The following is a 21,870-nucleotide window of genomic DNA, read 5'->3' as shown; positions in this document are numbered from 1 at the left end:
CATCAAACATCTCCTGTGGATGACCGCATGGCCTCCACATTTCCCCATACCTCTCAGTGGGGGCACCCCCGGGCCCACGCCGTAACCGCTGGGACAATCCATCTTTGCGTGAATACAGCGCCGTCTGTACTTTGAAGACATGCAGACCCTCACCCACGCTCCGGTACTGGCCCGCTTCGGCTATGCGGTATCGGACCCCACCCGCGCCCGTGTACTCCTGGCACTTGCGGAGGCTCCGTCCTATCCCTCGGACCTGGCGGACAGCTTGGGGGTGTCCCGGCAAAGCATGTCCAATCACCTGACCTGCCTGCGCGGCTGCGGGCTGGTGGTCGCGGTCCCGGACGGGCGGCGGACCCGCTATGACCTGGCGGATAGCCGGATTGGCCATGCCATCAAGGACCTGATCAACGTCGTGCTCGCGGTGGATCCCGCCTGCTGCGCCCCCGACGGGGAGTGCCTGGCATGACCGCCGCAGTCACTGCGCCCAGCATGGAACGCCGGCGGGTCTTGAGCCGGCGGATCAGGCTGCTCGCGGCAACCACCATCACCTACAACATCCTCGAGGCCATCGCGGCGCTGTGGGCGGGCGGCACGGCTGATTCCTCCGCACTGATCGGCTTCGGCCTTGACTCCGTGATCGAGGTAACCTCCGCACTGGCGCTGTCCTGGCAGTTCTCCGCCAAGGACCCTGAGCGGCGGGAGCATCTGGCCCTGCGGGTCATAGCCGTCTCGTTCTTCGCCCTGGCCGCGTTCGTGGCCGTGGAGGCCATCCGTTCCCTGGCCGGGGCGGGAGAAGCCCGGCACTCAGTGCCCGGCATCGTCATCGCTGCATTGAGCCTTGCCATCATGCCGGTCCTCTCCTGGGCCCAGCGCCGGGCGGGGCGGGAGCTCGGATCACGGACGGCGGTGGCTGATTCCAAGCAGACGCTGCTGTGCACCTATCTTTCAGCCGTGCTGCTGGCGGGCCTGGTCCTGAACAGCACTATGGGCTGGTGGTGGGCGGACGCCGGCGCGGCTCTGGTGATCGCCGGCATTGCCATCCGTGAGGGCATTAACGCCTGGCGCGGAGACGGCTGCTGCGCTGTTCCCAACCCCGCAGCAGGCCGAGCCGAAAACACCGAATGCTGCCCGGACTGCAGCACCACCAAACCGCAGTCCGTGGGCATGCCCGGCCTCCGCAAGGACTGACGTTGCGGCTTCTTGCGTCAGGTGATCAGCTGGCCCGCAGGCTCACGTTCAGGCGCGGACTGCCCGGAAACAGGGCGCACGGGGGTGGCATCCCGCACCGTGAAGGGCACAGGGGTCGGAGCCACGACGGCGGGTTCCAGCCTCTTGTTCGCCCAGCGGCGGAGCGGACGCTCAACCAAGCGGAAGGACGCGCAGGCCAGCAGCACGGTGAGGGCGGCGGTCAGGGCGATGCGGAGCGGCAGCGCCGGGATCAGGGGCATCAGCAGCAGGTAGACCGGAAGGTGCCAGAGGTACATGCCGTAGGACAGGTCGCGGCCGGGGCGGGCCAGCCAGGGGTGGCTGAGGATGCGTGACAGGAAGCCGGCCGGCTGGAGGACCAGGGAGCCGATGAGCACGGCAGCCAGCAGCGCGAGTGCCGTGGGGCCGGCCGTCCAGAATGTGTTGAACCAGGCCCCGGGGGTGTCCGGCTCCTTCAGCAGGAACAGTGCGGCCACCAGGGCGAGGCCGGACAGCGGGGCACCCCAGCGGGCGGCGGATGCGAGCGCAAGGTGCAGCCGCGAACCGTGCCGCACGGCGGTGAACAGCAGTGCCAGCGCGCAGCCGACCAGCAGCTCGTCCGCCCGGGTGTCCGGGCCGTTGTAGATGCGGTCCAGCGGTTCGCCCGCGTTGACCAGCAGGAACCGGTTCAGCACAAAAGCGGCAGCCAGGGCCACGGTGGCGATAGCTGCGCTGCGGACCTTCCAGAACCGGAGCATCACCAGCAGGAGCAGCGGCCACACCAGGTAAAACTGTTCTTCGACGGCGAGGGTCCAGGTGGGGCCCAGGGTCTCACCGGCAATGGAGTCGCCGAACATGCCAAAGTGCGCCAGGTTCATCACGTAGGCGGCGGCGGGAAGGACGAACCCCGCCTGCCCGCCCCAGCCTGAGGCCGGGAACAGGAAACCGACGGCGACGATCACCGCACAGAGTGCCAGGAGCGCCGGCCAGAGCCGGGCCAGGCGCTTGGCGTAGAAGATGCCCAGGTGGAGGCGGCCGGTGGCAATCCGCTCCTTCATGATCAGCAGCGTGATCACGAAGCCGCTCAGCGTGAAGAACACGTCCACCCCGATGGACCCGCCCGGCATGGAGTCGGTGGCGGTGTGGAAGAAGAACACGCCCGCCACCGCGATGGTCCGGAGCCCGTCCAGGGCATGCTTGCGCCCGGCAATGAGCCCTGTTTCGGACGCCGCCGGACGTTCCTGTGCTGGCAAAATTTCGCTGCTTGACCTCAGAACCACCAAACAAGCATATATAACGTTTCCATAACTGCGCTTGGTGGTTGCTGGGAGGTAGCTGGCATCGCGGCCGGTTTTCCCGCCCTTGTGGCTGGCTGCCGCCGCTTCTACATTGAACTCATGGCGGACCAAGAGATGGCTGACGATTTTGAACAGCTTGTGGACCTGATCGCGGGTACGGAGGACATCAAATCCGTGCTGGACGGCCTCACCGGGTTTGCGGCAGCCACCATGACCAGGGCCACCGGAGTCCCCATCGAATGCGCTGTAACGCTGCACCGCCGCAAGCGTACAGCCACGATTGGCGGCAGCAGCGGCAGGGCCGTAGTGCTTGACCGGATTGAACAAACGCTGGGAGACGGGCCCTGCGTGGAAGCACTGGAGGGCGGCGTTCCCGTCCTCCTCGGGGATGTTTCGTCCGACCGGCGATGGCCGGAGTACCGCAGCGCCCTTGCGGCGGCAGACGTCGCCGGCGCGCTGGGCATCCCCATGAAGCTGGATGACGACGCCGGCGCAGTCCTGGATTTTTTTGCTCCGGTCAGCGGACTATTCACTGAGCAGGCGGTGTCCGAGGGCATCAGGTGCGCCGAGGTGGCCGGGAAGGCGCTGCGGCTTGCCGTCCGGATAGTGTCAGCGGACCAGCGCGCCGAGCACCTGAAGGCGGCCATGGACACCCGCACGGTCATTGACCTTGCCTGCGGGATCATCATGGCACAGAACAAGTGCAGCAAGGAGGCGGCTTTCGACCTTCTCCGCCACGCTTCGAATACCCGGAACCAGAAACTCAATGATCTCGCCCAAACCCTGGTGGACAGGTTTTCAGGACCTGGATCCGGAGCGGCTTACTTCGACGACTGACCTGTCCACTCCGGCCCGGGAGCCAGCCACGCTGCTGGCTCCCGGAGGGCAGGACAGGGAGGTGGCCCACCCCCGAAATTTGGAAATTCCATGGGCCACATCCCCGCCGGCTATCAAGGCGAAGGCGCGCCCGAGGGGTGGGGGTTTGTGGCGGAGTTGGGGGTCATCATCGTTTCCTCGGACGGCAGCTCGAGGCCGTCTGCCTGACCCGAGAAACAGCTTAGCAAGCACGCATTATGGGCAAAAGCCCCCTTGTTCCCCCTGCTTTTGGAGGCACAGAACACGTAATCCCGGGCTCGTCAGGCTAACCGTGGCCGAACCACTGGGCGAGCGCCCCGGCAAGCCCGTCCGCTGACCCGTCCCCCACCCAGGCCACGTACCCGTCGGGGCGGACCAGGACTGCCGAGGGCGCTGGCACCGCACCCAGCACGGGAAGCTGCCACCCGCCGTCGTACGTGGCCGGAACGTGCCAAACGCTGCCGGTGGAAAGGCCTGCTCCCAGCTCCTGCCCGCCGAATTCCAGCAACAGGGGCCGGGCCTGGTGCAGCAGCTCGAACACCCGGGCAGGACCTTGGGCGGTGCCGATGTCCAGGTCCGGCATCCGGCGCCCCAGGAGCGGGTGGCCGGGACCCGGGTGGTAGGCCACGTCGAGCCCGGTGACCAGCGCGGCGATGGGAACACCCGCCCCATCCACGAGAAGCACCTCGCCGAGCAAATCGCGCAGGGCCTCCTGCCGGGGGTCGGCTTTCTGGAAGAGCGACTGGGCCATGGTGTACTTCAGCGCCCGCTCCCCCGCCGGGTGGCGTTCCGCGTGGTAGGTGTCCAGCAGCTCTTCGCCGGAGATGCCCTGTACCACCTGCCCCAGCTTCCAGCCGAGGTTCACGGCGTCCTGCACGCCCAGGCCGATCCCCAGTCCGCCCGTAGGAGAGTGCACGTGCGCCGCGTCGCCGGCCAGCAGCACCCGCCCTTTCCGGTAGGACTCCGCCTGCCGCGTGGCATCGGTGAACCGTGACAGCCAGGTGGGGCTGTGCACGCCAAAGTCGGTGCCGAACACGTCAGTCAGCGCCTGCCGCAGATCCGCCATAGTGGGCTCCGTTGCCGGACCAAGCACGGCCTCGGTCACCACCACCCGGACCATACCGTCCCCCATCGGGTACAGCCCGTGGATGCCGCGGGCGTCCACCTTCCCCTGCTGTTCAGGCTCCCCCGCCACCTTCACCTCGGCAATCAGGCTGCTCCGGGTCGCATCCGGGCCCGCCATCCTGATGCCTGCCGAACGCCGCACCATGCTGCGCCCGCCGTCGGCGCCCACAACGAACCTGGCCCGCACCAGACCGCCGGCGGCAAGCTGGACCTCAGCGCCGTCGTCGTCCGCCTCTACCCCGGTGACCTCTGCGCCCCGCCGGACTTCCACCCCCAGCTCTTCCACCCATTGCAGCAACAGCCGCTCGATGTGGTTCTGGAACAGCGCCAGCGTGTACGGATGGCGCGTGGGCAGGCCGCCGAGGCCCAGCGGGGTGTTGCCGAACGTGGCGGTGTCCATCGTTTTGCCCTCCGCGAGGAACCTGTCCACGATGCCGCGCTGGTCCAGCAGTTCAAGGGTGCGGGAATGGATCCCGCCCCCGCGCGAGCCCGCCAGCTCCTGGGATTCCCGCCGTTCAAGGACAACCGCGTCCACCCCCGCCAGCCGCAGCTCGCCCGCCAGCATCAATCCCGTGGGCCCGCTCCCCACAATCACCACGTCGTGCATGCCGTGCCCCTCTTCACCTCGACAGTCGACCGTCAGTATGCGGCACCCCTGGGGCCTTGCGGCAAGGCCCCGGGGGCGGGGTACCTTGGTAATGGAAGGGGAAATACATCCCCCCGCTGCTGTCGATTTTCGCTTCCGGTGCGCGTCGTATGGGTAGAGCTGCAATGAGGGGCTCTTATACGAAAGATGCGAAGGGAACACGAAATGTCCAAGTACCTGATCCTGATCTTCCAGGACGAAGCGGCCACGAAACAGTCCGAAGGCGAAGCAATAAGCGCCCCCTATCAGGAGTTCATGCAACGCCGCGGTGCGTCCCTGCTCAACGGGGCCGCACTCCAGTCAGCCTCGACTGCCACGTCCATCCGGCGCGATGGGTCGGGCGGACATTCGGTGACAGATGGTCCGTTCGCCGAGTCGAAGGAGGTCCTGGGCGGTTACTTCCTGATCGAGGCGGCCGACCTGGACGAGGCCCTGGAGATCGCAAAGGAAGTCCCCGCTGGCATTGGCGTGGAGGTCCGCCCGGTGCGGATGGTCAGCTGATGCCGCAGGCTGCCAGCTCGGAGGTCGCTGCCGCGGTTGCCGACGCGCACCGGCGGGAGTGGGCTTTCGTACTGGCGGCCACCGTGCGTGTTGCAGGCGACATTGACGCCGCAGAAGAGGCGGTCCAGGACGCCTACGCCAGCGCATTGGCCACATGGGGTGAGCGGGGCATTCCGGACAAACCCGGCGCCTGGCTCACCGTGGCCGCACGGCACCGCGCCCTGGACATGCACCGCCACGCCGCGACGGAACAGCGGGCGCTCCCCAAGCTTCACGGCCCGGAGGAGTATCTGCCCGACGGCCCGGGCCTGGACGATGAAGGGATCGCTGACGACCGCCTCCGGCTGATCTTTACCTGTTGCCATCCTGCCCTGGCATTCGAAGCCCAGGTTGCCCTGACGCTGCGGCTCCTGTGCGGACTGTCCACGGCCGATGTGGCGCGCGCGTTCCTCGTCCCGGAGGCCACCATGGCGGCACGCATTACCCGCGCGAAAAAGAAGATTGCCGCCGCGCACATCCCCTACCGGGTGCCGCCGGCGTCCGAGCTGCACGATCGTATCGACGGCGTCCTGTCGGTCGTGTACCTCGTCTACACCACCGGACACACCGCTCCGTCGGGAGCTCAGCTGATGCGCACGGACCTTGCCGAACGCGGCCTGGAATTGGCGCGTACGCTGCGGGCCCTGCTCCCTGCCGACCCAGACGTCGCCGGGCTCCTGGCCCTCATCCTTCTCACCGACGCCCGCAGGGATGCCCGGCTCAATGAGTTCCATGAACAAGTCCTGCTGGAGGACCAGGACCGCTCCAGGTGGGACCGGCGTGCCATCGCGGAAGGTGTGGCGCTGCTGCGGGAGGCCTTGGTTTCCCGGCCGCCCGGCCGGTTCGCCCTCATGGCCGCAATTGCCGCCGTACACGATGAAAGCGGAATCTGGTCCGACACAGACTGGCGGGAGATCCTGGGCCTGTATGACCTGCTCATGGAGCGGTGGCCTTCACCCGTGGTCCAGCTCAACAGGGCCATCGCCCTCGGCTTCGCCCTGGGGTATGCGGAGGGCCTGGCAGAGCTGGATGCGCTGGGGGCGGAGCCGCAGCTGGCACGGTACCCGTACCTTGCCGCGGCGCGGGGCGATTTCCTGGCCCGGCTTGGCCGGGAGGAGGAGGCCCGGGTGGCGTTCCAGGAAGCGCTGATCCTCGCCGACAACGAAGCGGAACGGCGTTCCCTCCGGGCCCGCATGGGTGCACTGGCTGGCGGGTCAGGGCAAGCAGGGGAACGGGGGCAAAGGGAAAGCCCCTCCTAGGAGGGGCCTTCAACGTAGTGGTCATTTGTCTTTTGGTTACGGTCAGTGGTGATGCACTCCCCCTTCCCGGACGCCCCCGGCGTCCATCCGGACTATGACCCAACCCACTCTAATAATCCGCGGCCAGTGCGTAAAGACCCTCCCGCGAAAAAATTGAAGAAGCACGACGGCGGTGCGGGCCGCCGTCGTGCCGTGGTCAGGACTCCGTGGCTAGGACGGCGCCCAGATGGCTACCCAGTCAACCAGGACATGTCCCTGTGTTTCGGGCAACGGGCATGTGGGCGAGCAGGACTCGGTCTGCAGGATGTAGTGCATCGGCTTGGTTGGTGTGAACCGCCGGGAAACGCCCAACGATTTGCCATCAAGGAAGAACTCGATGCCGTCGGCACGCCACTCAGTGGTGGCTGTGTGCCAGTCGCCGAAGGGCACATTGGGACGAAGGACCTCATTATCGTGGACGCCGTTTTCGACGCCATGCACGGCGGCGTAAATGACCTTTGACAGGTCCCCCTCTGGAAAATCGATCTCCCCGTCCTGGGGCCACTGCTTGCTGTCAGGCCACAGCAACCATGCCAGCTTGAATCCGGGCAACACGTCGGCCTTGAAGCGCACCGAGTAGCGCCCATACACCAGGCTGTTGTAGGGCCGTTGAGCGGCTCCATCAACTTTGGGTGACGGAGCTGCACCCATTGCTACGCCGTTTTCGGAGTGCAGAAACATGTCCAAAACCCCATCGTGGACAGTCAAGACCTTCGATGGGTAATACCCGGACGTTCTCTCGCCCTTGTTTTGCTGTTGGGCAGCTGTGTCCGGCGTGCCGTCGCGGTAGTTCTCACTCCATCGCGAGCCGTAGACGGGACCGGGAAATGCGCCAGGGCCTACATCTCCCTCGGCGAAGTCCTCCACGAAGACCTGCCTCCAGCCGGGCAGATCGCCCACAGGCATGGCTTCGGAGACGGCTGAAGGGTCTGAGGGCCGGGAAGGCTCGAAGGCGGGAGTGTGCTCTGCCGCCGGCGATGGCTCGTAAGTTGGCGGCTGTGCGGATTCGGAGGCTGGAGGCTCCTCTTGGCCAGGCTGGGCAGAGCCGGAGACCGTGCTCTCCGGGTCAGCACCCTGGAACGGCGCTGACCTTGGAGCACCACTGATGTCGCCACACGCAACAGCGGACAAGACCGTCAATATCAAGACGAAGACGGCGCAAGTCCACGCGCGGCGCTGAATTCTTTCCAAGGCTTCCACCCCTTCCCCAAGACATTGCGCGGGAGCCTGATCCCCTATTCGGTTCACCCTACGGGCACACCCCCTAGGGGGTCACCAGTAGTGGGTACTCAATTTTTTTGGTCCTTAGGGGGTGCGGCTACCCGCTCTGGGTGTTTTGAGGCCCGTTCCTGCATCACCAGGACCGCCCCTCAAAATGTAGCTGGCAGGATTGCATCGCGGTCAGGCCGCCGCTCTCCGGGAAGGCTCAGGGGAACTGTCAGACCCGGGACCTGCCACGAAGGAAATGAAAGATAAGAACCACCACTGCGACAACCCAAAAATGGTGATGCAGGTCCGGTCCGTCCGGTGCATCAAATGCCGCGAGGAGCGAGGGGTGAGGTTTCCACGACTGGAGGAGTTTTTGGGCAGATACGGGGACTTCCGGGCTTCTGAAGTCGGGATATCTGCCCAAAAACTCCAATAGAGGGTGGGGCGGAAGGAGGGGTCAAATATCGGCCAGGAGATTATTCGGGTTTTCGATGGCGTCCGCGACGAAGCGGAGGAAGCCGGCCGCAGTTCCGCCGTCGCAGACCCGGTGGTCGAAGGTGAGGGTGAGTTCGGTGACCTTGCGGACGGCCAGTTCGCCGTTGACCACCCACGGTTTGTCGATGATCCGGCCGACGCCGAGGATGGCCACCTCCGGGTGGTTGATGATGGCCGCGGAGCCGTCCACGCCGAACACGCCGTAGTTGTTCAGGGTGAACGTGCCGCTGCCCAGTTCGGTAGGGGTCGCCTTGCCCTGGCGTGCGACGTCGGTCAGCCGGCGGATCTCCGCGTCCAGTTCCCGGGCGGTCAGCTTCTCCGCGGCGCGCACCGAGGGCACCACCAGGCCGCGCTCGGTCTGGGCGGCGATGCCGAGGTTGATGCCGTCGAAAGCGATGATCTCCTGCGACCCGTCCGCCGCCGTTTCGATCCGGGTGTTCAGCTCCGGGTACTTCTTCAGCCCCGCGGTGACGAAGCGGGCAATGAACGCGAGCAGCCCCGGAACCTCCGCCCCACCGGCTTTGAGTCCTCCGCGAAGCTCCATGAGCGCGGTTGCGTCCACGTCCACCCACACGGTTGCTTCCGGAATCTCGGACCGGCTGCGGGCCATGTTGGCGGCCACGGCCTTGCGTACTCCACGGACCGGGGTGCGCGCGGCGATGGCGAGGCCGGTGCGGGCGTCGGTTCCCTCTGGCTGGGCTCCGCGAGGTGCCGTGGTTTTCGGTGCTTCTACGGGCGTGGCTTCCGGCGCAGCCGCCGGAGCCGCTGTCCGCAGTGCGGCCTCAACGTCGCGGCGCATGATCAGGCCGCTGTCACCCGAGCCGGAGATGTCGCCGAGATCGACGCCGTGCTCCCGGGCCATGCGCCGGACCAGCGGCGAGATCACGGCCCCGAGTTTGCCGGGGACGCGGGTGCGCAGGAGGGCGAGGTCATCTTGACTGGGCTTGGTTTCCTGCGGTTCCAGTACTGAGACAGATGTCTTAGGCGCACGGGTACGGCGGGCAACGCCATGACCGCCAGGAGTGCCATACCCGATCAGCACATTTCCGGACCCGGCCTTCTCCTCTTCCCGGTAGGTCTCGGCTGCGGTGTCAGCGTCCGTCGACGCGGATGATGCCGCCCCGGGAGTGGCATCGGGCCTTCCTGAGCCGGACGGCATGCTGCTTGCAGCATGGCCGTCCGGCGAAGGGGCGGGGGCGGCATCATCCGCGTTGTTCACGACAGAGAGAGGCGTCACCGAGATCAGCGGCTTCCCCACGTCCAGGGTCTCGCCCGGCTGGCCGTGCAGTTCCGTGACAATCCCGGCATAGGGGGAAGGGACCTCGACGGCGGACTTGGCGGTTTCCACCTCGGCGATCGGCTGGTCAACAGCAATCTCGTCGCCCACGGCCACATGCCAGGCCACCAGTTCGGCTTCGGTGAGGCCCTCGCCCAGATCAGGCAACAAAAAAACGCGTGGTTCGCTCATGGTCAGTTCTCCCACTGAAGGTCGTCAACGGCGTCGAGGATGCGGTCCACGCCGGGCAGGTAGTACTTCTCGAGTTTGGGCGCCGGGTACGGGACGTCGAACCCTGTCACCCGGCGGATGGGGGCGGCCAGGTAGTGGAAACAGCGCTCCTGGACCCGGGCCACGATCTCGGAGGACACGGACGCGAAGCCGTGCGCCTCGGCGATCACCACGGCCCGGCCGGTCTTGCGGACGGACTCGCACACGGTGTCATCGTCGAACGGGACGATGGTGCGCACGTCGATGACTTCCAGCGAGCGCCCTTCCAACGCGGCCGCTTCGGCGGCGGCGAGCGCCGTGGGCACGGACGGTCCGTAGGCAATCAGCGTGGCGTCGGTGCCGGGACGGGCGACGGCGGCACGGCCTTCGGTGGTGCGTCCCGCCGTCGTACCTTCCGTGTGCAGGCGCCGCAGCTCGCCCAAGTCCACCTGATCCTTGGTCCAGTACATCTTCTTGGGTTCCATGAAGACGACGGGATCGTCCGAGTCGATGGCCTCGCGGAGCATCCGGTAGCCGTCCGCCACGGTGGCCGGGGTGTAGACCTTCAGGCCGGCGGTGTGGGCGTAGTAGGACTCGGAGGAATCGCAGTGGTGCTCCACTCCCCCGATGCCGCCGCCGTACGGGATGCGGATGACCATGGGCAGCTTCACGGCGCCCTTGGTGCGGTTGTGCATCTTGGCCACGTGGCTGACGATCTGTTCGAAGGCCGGGTAGGCGAATGCGTCGAACTGCATCTCGATGACGGGGCGCATCCCGTTGATGGCCATGCCCACGGCCATGCCCACGATCCCGGACTCCGCCAGCGGGGTGTCGAAGCAGCGCTGCTCGCCGAACGTGGCGGTGAGGCCGTCCGTGATGCGGAAGACGCCGCCCAGCATGCCCACGTCCTCGCCGAACACCAGGACCGAGGAATCGGCGTGCATGGCGTCGGCCAGGGCGGTATTCAGTGCCTTGGCCATGGTAACGGGCTGCGGGCCGGCGGCCTCGGCAGACGCCGCGGCCGAGGCTGCTGCCCGGGCGGTGGCGGCGCTGACGTTGCCGTTGGCCTCGGACGAGGTGGTGATGGTGGGGCTCACTTGGCGGCCTCCTGTGCTGCTGCGTCGCGGGCAATCTCGTCGGCGAGCATGGCGGACTGTTCCTTCAACTGCGGTGTGGGCGTGGCGAAGACGTGGCGGAAGAGTTCCTGGGGGTCCACGGGGACGTCCTCGCTGAGGCCTTCGCGGAGCTGGGCCGCAACGGCCTCCGCCTTACCCTTGATCCGTACCTCGCCGCCGTCGTCCAGGAGCCCCCGGTCCGTCAGGTACGTGCGCATCCGGTTGACAGGATCTTTGGCCCGCCACTCCGCAACTTCGCTGTTTTCCCGGTAGCGGGTGTCGTCGTCGGCGTTGGTGTGCGCCTGCATGCGGTACGTGTTGGCTTCCACCAGGAGGGGGCCGGAGCCTTCGCGGGCGAGCGTCACGGCACGGTCCAGGACGGCGAGGAGGGCCACCACGTCGTTGCCGTCCACGCGTTCGCCGGCCATGCCGTAGCCCACGGCCTTGTGCGCGAGTGACGGCGCCACGGACTGGTGTGCCAGCGGCACCGAGATGGCGTACTTGTTGTTCTGGACGAAGAAGATCACCGGCAGGTGGAAGACGGCAGCGAAGTTCAGGGCTTCGTGGAAGTCCCCTTCGCTGGTGGCGCCGTCACCGCACATGGCCAGTACCACGGTGTCCTCGCCGCGGAGCTTGGCGGCGTGCGCCACGCCCACGGCGTGCAGCAGCTGGGTGGTCAGCGGGGTGCACTGGATGCCCACCTTGTTCTTGAGGGGGTCGTAGCCGCCGTGCCAGTCTCCGCGGAAGATGGTCATCACCTGCACGGGGTCCACGCCGCGGGTCATCACGGCCACGGCGTCCCGGTAGGTGGGGAACATCCAGTCACCGTCGGCGAGGCACAGGGCGGCGGCCACCTGGCACGCTTCCTGGCCGTGGCTGGAGGGGTAGACGGCCATGCGGCCCTGCCGGACCAGGGCGGAATTCTGGTCATTGACGCGGCGGCCGACGACGAGTTGTTCGTACGCGGCCAGCAGTTCGTTATCGCCGGGCACGGGGTATTCGTGGCCGGGCTGGGTGCCCTGCTCGCTTTCGGGGATGAGCCGGCCGTCCGGGTCCACCATCTGGATCTGGTGCCGGGCGGGGAGCATGTAGTCCTCCACCGTGATGCCGAACTTCTTCACAGCTTCCGTGAGCGCATTTTCTGCTGCTTCGGTGCTGGTGGTGTCCGGCGCGGTGTGGTCTGCGGAGATCGTCATTGGTCCGTCCTTCGGTAGCCACTATTCGCTCCCAGTATGGTCCTGCGGCAGGTTTCGTATCCACCGGCAGGGCGAATTGTGGAGAAGCTGTAGCCAGGGGCGTGCTTTGGAAGACGAATTGCAAGTGTGACGTGGGTTACCGGCAGAGGTTGTGGACAAAATGCCGGGCGCGGAAGTCCGAACTGATATCAAAGTTGCGATTTTTCGAAGAAAGCGCGGACAGCGATCCTGCGTCGCCGGATAATGGAATGTGGGGCCGAAGGGAGCAGAGGCATGAGCAGTTACGACATTGGTATTGAAACCCGCCAGGCTGCCCCAGTGGACCGGCCTGTTGACGGGGGCAGCGCCGGGCCTTCAATGCTGGCAGCGGCGGAGTTGTTCAAGGCGGTAGCGCATCCGGTCCGGGCCACAATCCTGGAGTTGCTGTCCCGCGGCGAGCTGTCCATCCCGCAGTTGTGCGACGGCACCGGCGTGAAGCCCACGCACTTGTCCCGGCACCTGGCACAGATGCGCTCCCAGCAGTTGATTGAGTGCGTGCGTTCCGGCGGCCGGTTGGTCTACCGGCTAACTTACCCGGAGGCCGCGGAACTGCTTGGTGCTGCCCGGTCCGTCCTTCAGGCACGGATAACCGCCGCCCTCAACTCCCTTGGACCCATGCCGGAGGAAGAGCCCTTCACGGCAGCCTGGGGCGAACGGATCTCGGCTCCGGAGGCGGCACTGGTATCGCGCTCGGCAATCGCGGACGCGTGCCAGGCGATAGCTGAACGGACCGGTTGTACTGTTGAGGCAGCCGCCGGGCGCCTCATCATGACGGCGCGTACCTGCCACATGACCTTGCTGGAGGCCGCCCTGGATGAACTGCGCACCGCAGAGGGCCGCAGCGACGGCTGACTCCGGAACACGGCCGGCGCCTAACTTGTTCGTGACGTGGGAGCCTGCCCCTAACCCCCGTGTTCTCCCGCGTCACGGTTCCCCCAGTCTGAAGAAATTCATTGACCTCTCCCCGTTGGAGGGGCCACACTCTGATGACGGGAATTGACGAAAATGTCTTTTTGTCGGTCCCGTGCTTTTCCGCTCGTCTCAGGGAAAAGACTTCGCACCAAGTTGCAGGGAGTTCCCAATTGGGGGTTCATGGTGCGGGGATGGACGCGGAGGGGACAGCGTGGTCCCCTCCGCCTCTCCATAGGTTTTCGCATCAGCCGTGCATGCAGAAGTTGAAAAGCTGGACACGCGGGTCCTGGGACATCCGGGCCCGGCGGCATTTCCCGAACAACAGCGACAAGGGTGGGGCGTTAACAATGGAAATAGCCAAGTTGTGGGACCAACTGGAACCTGAAACACGGCAATGGTTGATTGACAATCCCGGGTGCAAAATTCTCCCGCGCACGGTGGCGGCTGCGATCATGAAGAACACCGGGGCCGAGCTGGAACAGGACCGGCATGGCGAAACCGTGCTCTCCGACGGCGACTGCGATTTCATCCGCGGCGCAGCGGATTGGTTCGAGTCCTCCCACGGCGAAGCCTCGTCCCAGCGCTTCTGACAGGCTCGGCGGTAGCCGTCCTTCGATATCACTTATTAGCCCCAGGCCTCTCCCATTGCCTGCTTCGTATCTGGCAGCCGGCTCCAGTCACGTAAACGTGCTCACATCCGCCTAGGATGGGAGACGATTTGTAAGCGTGATCTGGATTACCGGCGGGAGTGGGCAAGATGGCGGGCAAGGATGCCGGCAGCGATCCGGCGGAACTGGACGAGATCGACCGGCGCATCATCCGTGAGCTCACCCGGGACGGCCGGATGTCCGTAACCCAGGTGGCGGAGAACGTGCACATTTCCCGGGCCCATGCCTACAGCCGGATTGCGCGGCTGACCGGGGACGGTGTTCTGACCCGGTTCACGGCGCTGGTGGATCCCATCAAGGCGGGCCTGAAATCCTCGGCGTACGTGACGCTGAAGCTGAAGCAGGACTCCTGGCGGGAACTGCGCGACCAGCTCGGTGCTATCCCGGAGGTGCACCACATCGCCCTGGTGGGCGGGGACTTCGATGTGATCCTGCTGGTCCGCGCCGTGGACAACATCGACCTGCGCCGTGTCATCTTCGACCAGCTGCAGACCATGCCGGGAGTGCTGGACACCCAGACGTTCCTGGTTTTCGAAGACGTGGATACGCGGTAAACGGACGGACGCAGAGTGCGCCATATTACTGTTCCAGCGGGCTACGGCTCTGCAGGTACAGGCGGCGGTGCTCGGAAGGACAGGGTGATATGAAAGCCTGCTCGCCGGGATCAGCCACACGAGGGACCGCCGCCGGGGGTCACCGCGGCGACGCGAGAAGGTCCCTCAGCACCTCACGGTTGCCGTAGTCGACGGTGTCATAGCGGCCCGTCCGGCGCTCGCCCACGATGGGTGCGATCCGCATCGCCCGGGACTTGGGCAGCCCGGACCGGAACTCCTCGTGGACCAGCGCGTCCTTAGCTTTCGCGATCGCGCTGGCTGGTGCGTTAATCCTTTCCAGCTGCTCCAGCAACGACTCACGCCGAGCCCAGAGGGCCTGGTTGCGCGCCGCCCGCGGGGCGATGAGCTTCCGCGCTGTGCTCAGCCTCCGGAAGGCAGTCTTCTTCTTCACTCCAGCGACGTTGGCCCCGTGCTGCCGGTAGCGGGTCAACTGATCCGGGAGAAGCAGGACGTGCGCTGTTGCCGCGGCGATAATGGCGAGCCATTCGTCGTGGAGCCAGTTTTCGGGAAAGGGACGGGCGGCGTCGAGCAGATCACGCCGGACCATGATCGTCGCCCCTGTGAACAGCGGGCGTTTGATCAGGGCGTCGAACGCCCTTCCGTCTGAGACTGCGGCCTTTTCTGCGGCTGTGAGGGCAATCGCGCTAAACAGGTCGAAGCCCATTGGCTGGTCGCTCGAATCGATCGCCGTCGCGTTCGCCCCGACCAGCCGGAGTGTGTCGTCAGCGGTGAACGGCTGGCGCATCCGCTCCAGTTTGTGGGGTTCCCATACGTCGTCTTGGTCGCTGAGGGCGATGTACTGGCCGCTGCACGCAGACATCGCCTGCTCGAAGTTACGGGTCACGCCCAACCGCGGTCCCGCTGGAAGCAGGGTGAGCGCGTCGCCGTAGCTCTCAATGATGCGGAGGGTGCCGTCTGTGGAACCATCGTCCCGAATCACTACCTGAGATGGCCGGACAGTCTGAGCGAGGATGCTGTCTATTTGCCGCGATAGGAAAGGGGCGCCGTTGTAGGTGCACATCGCCACTGAGATCCCGGAACCCATGGCCGGAGCCTAGCACCGGACAATATCCACCACGCCGTTGAGCATGACAACATTTCTTTATTTTGACGTTCTGGGGACGCGGTAACTCGCCAGGTCTGGGCGCTCCAGGACATCGTCGGAGGAGTCAGCCGGCACCATCCGCAGGCACCACTTATTGGGGCGACGCGCCCCTGATGTGGCGGGCCAGGGAGTAATCGCGCACTTCAGGTGGCGTTGAGCCCTGCGCGTAGTGGCGTACCAATCCAAGTACTGGAAATTTCAACCGTCTGGAAATTCGGGTACGGGTACGTGTTGTTGCGGCCTGCTCCAGCAGAAACTATTGGGTCATCGATCCACCGGAAGGCACCTCGATGGAGCCACCTATGGGGGAACGGGTTCTCAATCACACTTACAAGGAGTCTTGCCATGCGCCCTATGACCAAGAAGAACAAGATCGCCGCTGTTGCAATGTCCGCCGCGCTGGTGGCCGTCGGTGGCGGTACCGCATACGCCTACTGGAGCACCACGGGTGCTGGTAACGGATCAGCCGTGGCTTCGTCCGGGAACAATACCGTTGTCCTGCACAGCACCTTCGCTGACGGCATCGCCCCCGGCGAAATAAGGGCTGTAACCTACACGGCCGATAACTCGAACACGTCCAGCACCGTCGTTGGTTCCCTGGCTGCGAGCGTTGCCACAAGTGATCCGACGAACTGTCTCGCTAGCTGGTTCACGGTAGACGCGTCCAATACACCGACGACCGTTTTGGCAAAGACGACCGGAACGACCGTTGGCACCGGAACTCTCACGTTCACTGACACGGCGGCCAACCAGGACGCCTGCAAGACCGCCACCATCACGGTGAACGTCACCAGCAAGTAAGAACCCGAGCGGGCCGGGGGCGGTGAGAATCCGCCCCCGGCTTGCCGTCAACTGCACCAAACAAAGAGGGGGCACGGGGTGCACAACCAGGACGGACATCCGCGGCGCAAGCGGAGAGTCATCAAGTCAGCGCTGATCGCACTTCTGCTTTTACTGATCAGCGCCGGTGCGCTCATCGCGGCGGCGAACAATCCCAAGCCGGGCATCACCGTGCAGATCTCCCCTGCCAGCCAGTCCGTCCAACAGGGCCAGTCAGCCACGTATACCGTGACGCTTACATCCACTGGAGGCTTCAGCGGTGCGGTCAACTTGACCACCGCAGGACTGCAGGCCGGAGCAGCCGGTGCCTATACGCCGTCGTCCGTCTCCCTCAAGTCCGGAAGCAGCGCAACCGCAACCTTGAATATCACCACCGCGGCCACCACGCCGGCGGGGACCAGCTCACTCACCATCACGGGTACCAGCGGCAAGGTCTCGGGCAGCACCACGGCCAGCCTCACCGTCAATTACAAGATGTCCACGTCCTTCTCCGTGAGCGCCACCCCGGACTCGGTGACCATCCCGCCCGGAGCCACTGCCGTCTACACCCTGCAGTTGACCCGCAACAATCTCAGCGGTCCCGTCAACTTCAACGTCCTGGGCGGCCTGCCGGCCGGGGCCACGGCATCGTTCTCGCCAAACCCCGCAACGGGCAACTCCACCACCCTGCAGGTGACCACAACGTCGGCGTCACCCAACGGAACGTCCAGCCTTTGCCTGGTGGGCACGGGCAAGGATTCCAGCGGGAAGGCACAATACGCCTACGCGAACGTCCAGCTGGTCCTGGATTCCAGCATCAAGCAGTTCGCCCTCTCCGGCAACGTTCCCGGCACACTTTCCCCCGGAACGTCCGCCGGCCTGGACCTGCAAATCAGCAATCCCACCGGCAAGTCCCTCGCCCTCACAAACCTGTCCGTAGCTATCGCGGGGGTTAACAGGAGCGTGGACGCCGTGGCCAAAAACCTCGCCTGCACGCCGGCGGACTTCACGGTCACCCAATACAGCGGCCCGTACCCGCTGGCCGTACCCACCGGGACCAGCGCGCTGTCCGGGCTCAACGTCGCACCAAACGCGTGGCCGCGGGTGGCCATGCTGGACACCTCCGCGAACCAGGACGGCTGCAAAGGCGCAAGCCTCAAGCTCACATACTCAGGATCAGGACAGGGGAACTGAGATGACTGCCATTACAAGGACGGTCCGCCATGGACGGGGAGTCAGGGCAGCGGCACTCGCCGGCCTCCTGGTCACCGCCGGCGCCGGAACCGCCTACGCCTACTGGACCGGGGCAGGAGGCAGCGGCACTGGGTCCGCGGCCGCCGGCACCATGCAGGCAGTCACCGTTGATGCGCTCGTAGCCGGCGACAACCCCAGGACGGCCCTCATCCCTGGCGGCAGCGCCGACGTCGCACTCCGCCTGAGCAATCCCAACCCCTACTCGGTGCAGGTGTACAGCGTTACCGCTAACGGCCCGGCGACGGCCGATACAGCGCACCCCGGCTGCACCACCACCGGCGTCAGCTTTACCGGGACGGCCGCGCCGCTGTCCCCCGCAACCTCCGTTGCCGCGAACTCATCAGCACTAGTCACCCTTCCCGGAGCGGCCGCCATGGATACCACCTCCCTCGCAGCCTGCCAGGGCGCAACCTTCAGCCTCCCGGTGACGGCGGAGGTCCGGAAATGAGCCTCGCCATACGCACCCTGCTGATCCGCGGCACTTCCCGCCGGCTCCCCTGGATTGTCACCGCACTCCTGCTCCTGCTCGGCACAACCACCGCGGCCTACGGCTTCTGGGCCTCCACCACCAGCAGCAACAACGCGGCCGCCGCTGCGGATGCGCTGTCGCCGGGCTCCAAGCCGTCCGTCACCGCCAACGGTGCCTCGCTCAGCGTCAGCTGGGCAGCCGGCACCACCGCCAACGGCCGTGCAGCCACCGGGTACACCGTCACCAGGTACGCAGCAGCCACGGGTGGCACCGGAACGACGGCCACGGGCGGTTGCGCCGGGACCGTGACCACGCTGACCTGCACCGAGCAGAGCGTCCCCGGCGGTATCTGGTACTACACCGTCACGCCCACCATCGCCCTGTGGACCGGCGCGGAAAGCCCACGCAGCAGCGGCGTCAGCAGCGACTCCACCGCCCCGGTGGCCACAGTATCCAGTCTCTCGCCAACCCCGAACGCGGCCGGCTGGAACAACACCAGCCCCGTCACCGTGACCATCACGGCCGACGACGGTGCCGGCGGCTCAGGCGTGGCCGCCATCAGCTACGCGGTCGACGGCGGCGCAAAGCAGATCGTGAGCGGCGCCGTCGCGAACGTTCCCGTCACGGGCGACTGGACCCACACCGTCTCCTACTTCGCCACTGATAACGCGGGCAACTCCGGGGCTGCTCAGAACCAGAGTGTGTGGATCGACACCCAGGCGCCGTACGCGCCTTCGCTTGCGGCTCCGGTCTTTGTGAATCCCACCAACGTTGCCGCCGTACCCGTCACCGGAACGGCGGAAGCAGGGGCCAAAGTCACCCTTACTGCCACTGACGCGGGCGCTGCCCATTCGGTAACGTTTACTGTCACCGCTTCCGGCACGGGAACCTGGTCTGCCAGCCCCGACCTGACGAGCCTCAATCAAGGCACCGTGACTTACACGGCCACCGCAACTGATCCCGCAGGCAACACGGGCGCTGCGAAGACGGCTACCAGCACAAAAGACACAGTGGCGCCGGCCGCGGCAACGGGCTTGAGCGTGCCGGGGTACGTGAACATCGGCAATGTTGCTGCAGTTCCTGTTTCCGGAAGCGCAGAAGCCGGGGCCTCATTGACTGTTACTGCAACGAGCCCCGGATCGGCCTTACCCGTGACAGGCACGGCAACGGCTAATGACGGCAGCTGGTCGCTGAACCTCAATCTCGACTCGCTCAAAGATGAGACGGTGACCTACACCGTGACGGTCAAAGACGCCGCGGGGAACACCAGCGCGGCCGCCACTACCTCAGACATCAAGGACACTGTGGCACCGGTCCTCAGCATTACCGCACCGATGTACGCCAGTACTAGCAGCAAGGTCAGCGGCACCACGGAGACGGGAACCGTCGTCAACGTCACGGTCAGGGATTCTGTGTTCAAGACGGTGACCAGCCAGGTCACCCCCACCGGCACAACCTGGTCGACGACGATAGACATCTCCACTCTGAAAGACGGCACCCTGACCTATACAGCCGCCACTACCGACGCGGCAGGTAACAGTGGAACGGCGAGCGCTGCCGGTACGACCACCAAGGACACAGTGGCGCCTGTAGTAACAGGCATCACTATGGCGGACGGTGGTCCTAAGCAGTATCAAGCGGACAAGGGCGACACAATAACCATTCAATTCTCCAAATCACTGGATCCGGCCAAGTTCTGCTCCAGCACCAGCACCGCCACCACGTTCAATGGGACCGCCACGCTGTCGGACAACGGGTCCGATGACTCGCTCAGCTTTGCAACGACCGACTGCACAGGGCTAAGCATCGGCACAATTTCTCTGGGTAGCAATTATGTCGGAGCAACGGCCACGTTTGGGCCCACCAACGGGTCCGGCGGCTCTTCAACCCTGATCTGGAACTCCGCAGCCAAGACATTAACGATCAAACTCGGAAATTCCGCCACGGGGAGCACTCTGCAAGGTGTCACCTATGGAAAACCCTCCTACTCCCCGGCGACGACGCTCACTGACCTGGCAGGCAACCCCTTCGTCAAACCCATCATCACCTTTACCGCAACCGCCACATCGGGCTTCTAACACCATCCCAGGAGCAACCGGCTCCCCTTCGCCCAGGTCGGAGGGGAGCCGTTCGGCTGTTTAGGTGGACTTGCGTGAGTAGACCCGGCAGACAGCGAGGCTGAACCAGAGCTGAAGGTTGTGGAACCTACCCGGAGCAGGTGGACCCGCCGCACGAGGTGAAGCGTTCGGAAGCGCCTTACGCACCCCGAAGGTCGTGGAACGCAGCGCCGCACTGCTGGACGCAACGTCCATTGCTAAGTCTACTTACTATCCGCGAGGTTGTAAGCCCCGCAGCATCAGGGCCCCGCTCCTCAAAGAGGCTACGTCTGCTCAGGTATCCAGAAAGGAGCAGCCACCCCCGCGCCCGTGAGGTTGTCGCAACGAACCAACTGGGTGCCGATGCGCTCCAGGGGACAGTTGGCGTACGCGGTGATCGCGTCCTTGTCGGAGGCCGTGGCGGCCGGGGCTGGAGCTGCCGAGAGGAATAGTGCCGCAAAAACGGCAGCAAGGACGGGAATAATGCGCTTAGACACGGGTGTCTCCATGGATTCGGCAAAGGGAAATTGAAGGGCGGCCTGCCCAAGTCCAGTACGGGCGCTACTGGGTTCCCAGCCGATTCCCAAAATGCGAATGCTGCGAGATCGGGACTCTCCGGCAGTAGCAAACGTACACGGGCCACCAGTGCGCCATAAGGGTAGATCGCACCCATCTGGCGCCATCCGCCTACCCCTTCTGGCCCCCTGGATATGCCGGCCGCCCAGGTATTCCCCCTAGTCGGGGCCGGGGCCATGGGGTGTGCTTCAGCAAGGGACCGGATGGTGCTCGGGACGTTGATTACGGGCAACGCCCTACGTACTGTGGCTCCATAATCCTTGCGTGGAGGCAGCAATGGGCGGCAATTCCAAAAGTAGAAACGACTATGAATTTCTAACTGTCTGGCGTGTCGCCGGAACCCCGCGCGAGGTTGTGGACATTCTGGGTGATGCCGGAACGCTGGCCCGCTGGTGGCCCTCTGTGTACTTGCGTGTTGAGCGGCTGGATCCGGGCAACTCGGATGGCACCGGCCAAACCTTCTTCCTCCACACCAAGGGCTGGCTGCCGTACACACTCAAGTGGCAGCTCACCGTCACTGAGCCCGTCACAGAACACGGGTTGGCTCTCTCCGCGCATGGAGACCTGAACGGCACCGGACGCTGGACCTTTAAAGAGGACGGACCAGAAACGGTTGTCATCTACGATTGGCGGGTCAGCGCGTCCAAACCACTCCTGCGTCGGCTGAGTTGGCTCCTCAAACCCGCCTTTTCAGCGAACCACCGCTGGGCAATGGCCCGGGGGCAGGAAGCCCTCGCCCTGGAATTACGGCGACGGCGGCCGGGCGGGGATCATTCCAGCATCCCCCAGCCTGCGCCTCCCACTTTTGCAGGCCGGCACCGCCCAGGACGTAAAGACCCTTCCTGACAAGAACAGAGCCCGACTCTGTCC

The 21,870-nt window shown here is 65.4% G+C and carries 21 protein-coding genes; 13 read left to right on the top strand and 8 right to left on the bottom strand.

Annotated elements, in window-relative coordinates:
• Positions 1-139 precede the first annotated feature (139 nt).
• The gene (locus tag QFZ57_RS09830) at positions 140-466 is read left to right on the top strand and encodes an ArsR/SmtB family transcription factor (protein ID WP_306630249.1); all 327 of its coding nucleotides are present in this window, start codon (positions 140-142) and stop codon (positions 464-466) included.
• Positions 463-1,188, top strand: a complete 726-nt coding sequence (locus QFZ57_RS09825) for a cation diffusion facilitator family transporter (protein ID WP_306899877.1) — start codon at positions 463-465, stop codon at positions 1,186-1,188. The genes QFZ57_RS09830 and QFZ57_RS09825 overlap by 4 nt, the downstream gene beginning before the upstream one ends.
• A 17-nt stretch (positions 1,189-1,205) precedes the next feature.
• On the opposite strand, the gene QFZ57_RS09820 is transcribed toward QFZ57_RS09825, so the two are convergent.
• Positions 1,206-2,438, bottom strand: a complete 1,233-nt coding sequence (locus QFZ57_RS09820; RefSeq protein WP_306630247.1) for an acyltransferase family protein — start codon at positions 2,436-2,438, stop codon at positions 1,206-1,208.
• Between the two features lie 144 nt (positions 2,439-2,582).
• Between QFZ57_RS09820 and QFZ57_RS09815 the strand changes: the two genes are divergently transcribed.
• Entirely contained in the window at positions 2,583-3,320 is a 738-nt protein-coding gene (locus QFZ57_RS09815; RefSeq protein ID WP_306630246.1) for an ANTAR domain-containing protein, read from the top strand.
• Between the two features lie 304 nt (positions 3,321-3,624).
• Here QFZ57_RS09815 and QFZ57_RS09810 read toward each other — a convergent pair whose 3' ends face one another.
• A complete protein-coding gene (locus QFZ57_RS09810; RefSeq protein WP_306899875.1) occupies positions 3,625-5,070 on the bottom strand; it encodes an FAD-dependent monooxygenase in 1,446 nt (481 codons plus the stop codon).
• A gap of 204 nt (positions 5,071-5,274) precedes the next feature.
• On the opposite strand from QFZ57_RS09810, the gene QFZ57_RS09805 reads away from it, so the two are divergent.
• Both QFZ57_RS09805 and QFZ57_RS09800 read left to right on the top strand, forming a co-directional pair.
• On the top strand, positions 5,275-5,610 hold the full coding sequence (locus QFZ57_RS09805) for a YciI family protein (protein ID WP_306630244.1): 336 nt from the start codon (positions 5,275-5,277) through the stop codon (positions 5,608-5,610).
• Positions 5,610-6,908, top strand: a complete 1,299-nt coding sequence (locus QFZ57_RS09800) for an RNA polymerase sigma factor (protein ID WP_306630243.1) — start codon at positions 5,610-5,612, stop codon at positions 6,906-6,908. The genes QFZ57_RS09805 and QFZ57_RS09800 overlap by 1 nt, the downstream gene beginning before the upstream one ends.
• A gap of 210 nt (positions 6,909-7,118) precedes the next feature.
• Here QFZ57_RS09800 and QFZ57_RS09795 read toward each other — a convergent pair whose 3' ends face one another.
• The 4 genes from QFZ57_RS09795 to pdhA form a co-directional block, all read right to left on the bottom strand.
• A complete protein-coding gene (locus tag QFZ57_RS09795; protein ID WP_306632477.1) occupies positions 7,119-7,628 on the bottom strand; it encodes a glycoside hydrolase family 16 protein in 510 nt (169 codons plus the stop codon).
• A 985-nt stretch (positions 7,629-8,613) separates the two neighbouring features.
• Positions 8,614-10,119, bottom strand: coding sequence for a dihydrolipoamide acetyltransferase family protein (locus QFZ57_RS09790; RefSeq protein WP_306899871.1), 1,506 nt, complete (start codon positions 10,117-10,119; stop codon positions 8,614-8,616).
• A 2-nt stretch (positions 10,120-10,121) separates the two neighbouring features.
• A complete protein-coding gene (locus QFZ57_RS09785) occupies positions 10,122-11,234 on the bottom strand; it encodes an alpha-ketoacid dehydrogenase subunit beta (RefSeq protein WP_306630241.1) in 1,113 nt (370 codons plus the stop codon).
• A complete protein-coding gene (gene pdhA, locus QFZ57_RS09780; protein WP_306899870.1) occupies positions 11,231-12,448 on the bottom strand; it encodes a pyruvate dehydrogenase (acetyl-transferring) E1 component subunit alpha in 1,218 nt (405 codons plus the stop codon). Before pdhA ends, QFZ57_RS09785 begins: the two co-directional genes overlap by 4 nt.
• Before the next feature lie 273 nt (positions 12,449-12,721).
• On the opposite strand from pdhA, the gene QFZ57_RS09775 reads away from it, so the two are divergent.
• The 3 genes from QFZ57_RS09775 (at position 12,722) to QFZ57_RS09765 (ending at position 14,621) form a co-directional block, all read left to right on the top strand.
• Positions 12,722-13,339: an ArsR/SmtB family transcription factor gene (locus QFZ57_RS09775; RefSeq protein WP_306899868.1), complete on the top strand. Its 618-nt coding sequence runs from the start codon at positions 12,722-12,724 to the stop codon at positions 13,337-13,339.
• A 512-nt stretch (positions 13,340-13,851) separates the two neighbouring features.
• Entirely contained in the window at positions 13,852-13,989 is a 138-nt protein-coding gene (locus QFZ57_RS09770; protein ID WP_306899866.1) for a hypothetical protein, read from the top strand.
• A gap of 167 nt (positions 13,990-14,156) precedes the next feature.
• Complete coding sequence (locus QFZ57_RS09765) at positions 14,157-14,621, top strand: Lrp/AsnC family transcriptional regulator (RefSeq protein ID WP_306899864.1); 465 nt, start codon at positions 14,157-14,159, stop codon at positions 14,619-14,621.
• 139 nt (positions 14,622-14,760) lie between these two features.
• On the opposite strand, the gene QFZ57_RS09760 is transcribed toward QFZ57_RS09765, so the two are convergent.
• Positions 14,761-15,702, bottom strand: a complete 942-nt coding sequence (locus QFZ57_RS09760; protein WP_306901565.1) for a glycosyltransferase family 2 protein — start codon at positions 15,700-15,702, stop codon at positions 14,761-14,763.
• 429 nt (positions 15,703-16,131) lie between these two features.
• Here QFZ57_RS09760 and QFZ57_RS09755 point away from each other — a divergent pair, with 429 nt between their 5' ends.
• The 4 genes from QFZ57_RS09755 to QFZ57_RS09740 all read left to right on the top strand — a co-directional run bounded on the left by QFZ57_RS09755 (position 16,132) and on the right by QFZ57_RS09740 (position 20,406).
• The gene (locus QFZ57_RS09755) at positions 16,132-16,587 is read left to right on the top strand and encodes a hypothetical protein (protein ID WP_306899862.1); all 456 of its coding nucleotides are present in this window, start codon (positions 16,132-16,134) and stop codon (positions 16,585-16,587) included.
• 78 nt (positions 16,588-16,665) lie between these two features.
• Complete coding sequence (locus QFZ57_RS09750; protein ID WP_306899860.1) at positions 16,666-17,799, top strand: COG1470 family protein; 1,134 nt, start codon at positions 16,666-16,668, stop codon at positions 17,797-17,799.
• A 1-nt stretch (position 17,800) separates the two neighbouring features.
• Complete coding sequence (locus QFZ57_RS09745; RefSeq protein ID WP_306899858.1) at positions 17,801-18,307, top strand: hypothetical protein; 507 nt, start codon at positions 17,801-17,803, stop codon at positions 18,305-18,307.
• A complete protein-coding gene (locus QFZ57_RS09740) occupies positions 18,304-20,406 on the top strand; it encodes an Ig-like domain-containing protein (RefSeq protein ID WP_306899856.1) in 2,103 nt (700 codons plus the stop codon). The genes QFZ57_RS09745 and QFZ57_RS09740 overlap by 4 nt, the downstream gene beginning before the upstream one ends.
• Before the next feature lie 302 nt (positions 20,407-20,708).
• Here the strand turns inward: QFZ57_RS09740 and QFZ57_RS09735 are convergent, their stop codons facing one another.
• Positions 20,709-20,921 (bottom strand): hypothetical protein, encoded by a 213-nt coding sequence (locus tag QFZ57_RS09735; protein ID WP_306899854.1) that lies wholly within the window; start codon positions 20,919-20,921, stop codon positions 20,709-20,711.
• 355 nt (positions 20,922-21,276) lie between these two features.
• Between QFZ57_RS09735 and QFZ57_RS09730 the strand changes: the two genes are divergently transcribed.
• Positions 21,277-21,846, top strand: coding sequence for an SRPBCC family protein (locus QFZ57_RS09730; RefSeq protein WP_306901564.1), 570 nt, complete (start codon positions 21,277-21,279; stop codon positions 21,844-21,846).
• Positions 21,847-21,870 lie beyond the last annotated feature (24 nt).

It is taken from the genome of Arthrobacter sp. B1I2 (assembly GCF_030816485.1).
In the GTDB taxonomy this organism is placed as follows: Bacteria; Actinomycetota; Actinomycetes; order Actinomycetales; family Micrococcaceae; genus Arthrobacter.
Note: the sequence above shows the minus strand (reverse complement) of the source record. Positions and strands in the feature narration are given on the sequence as shown.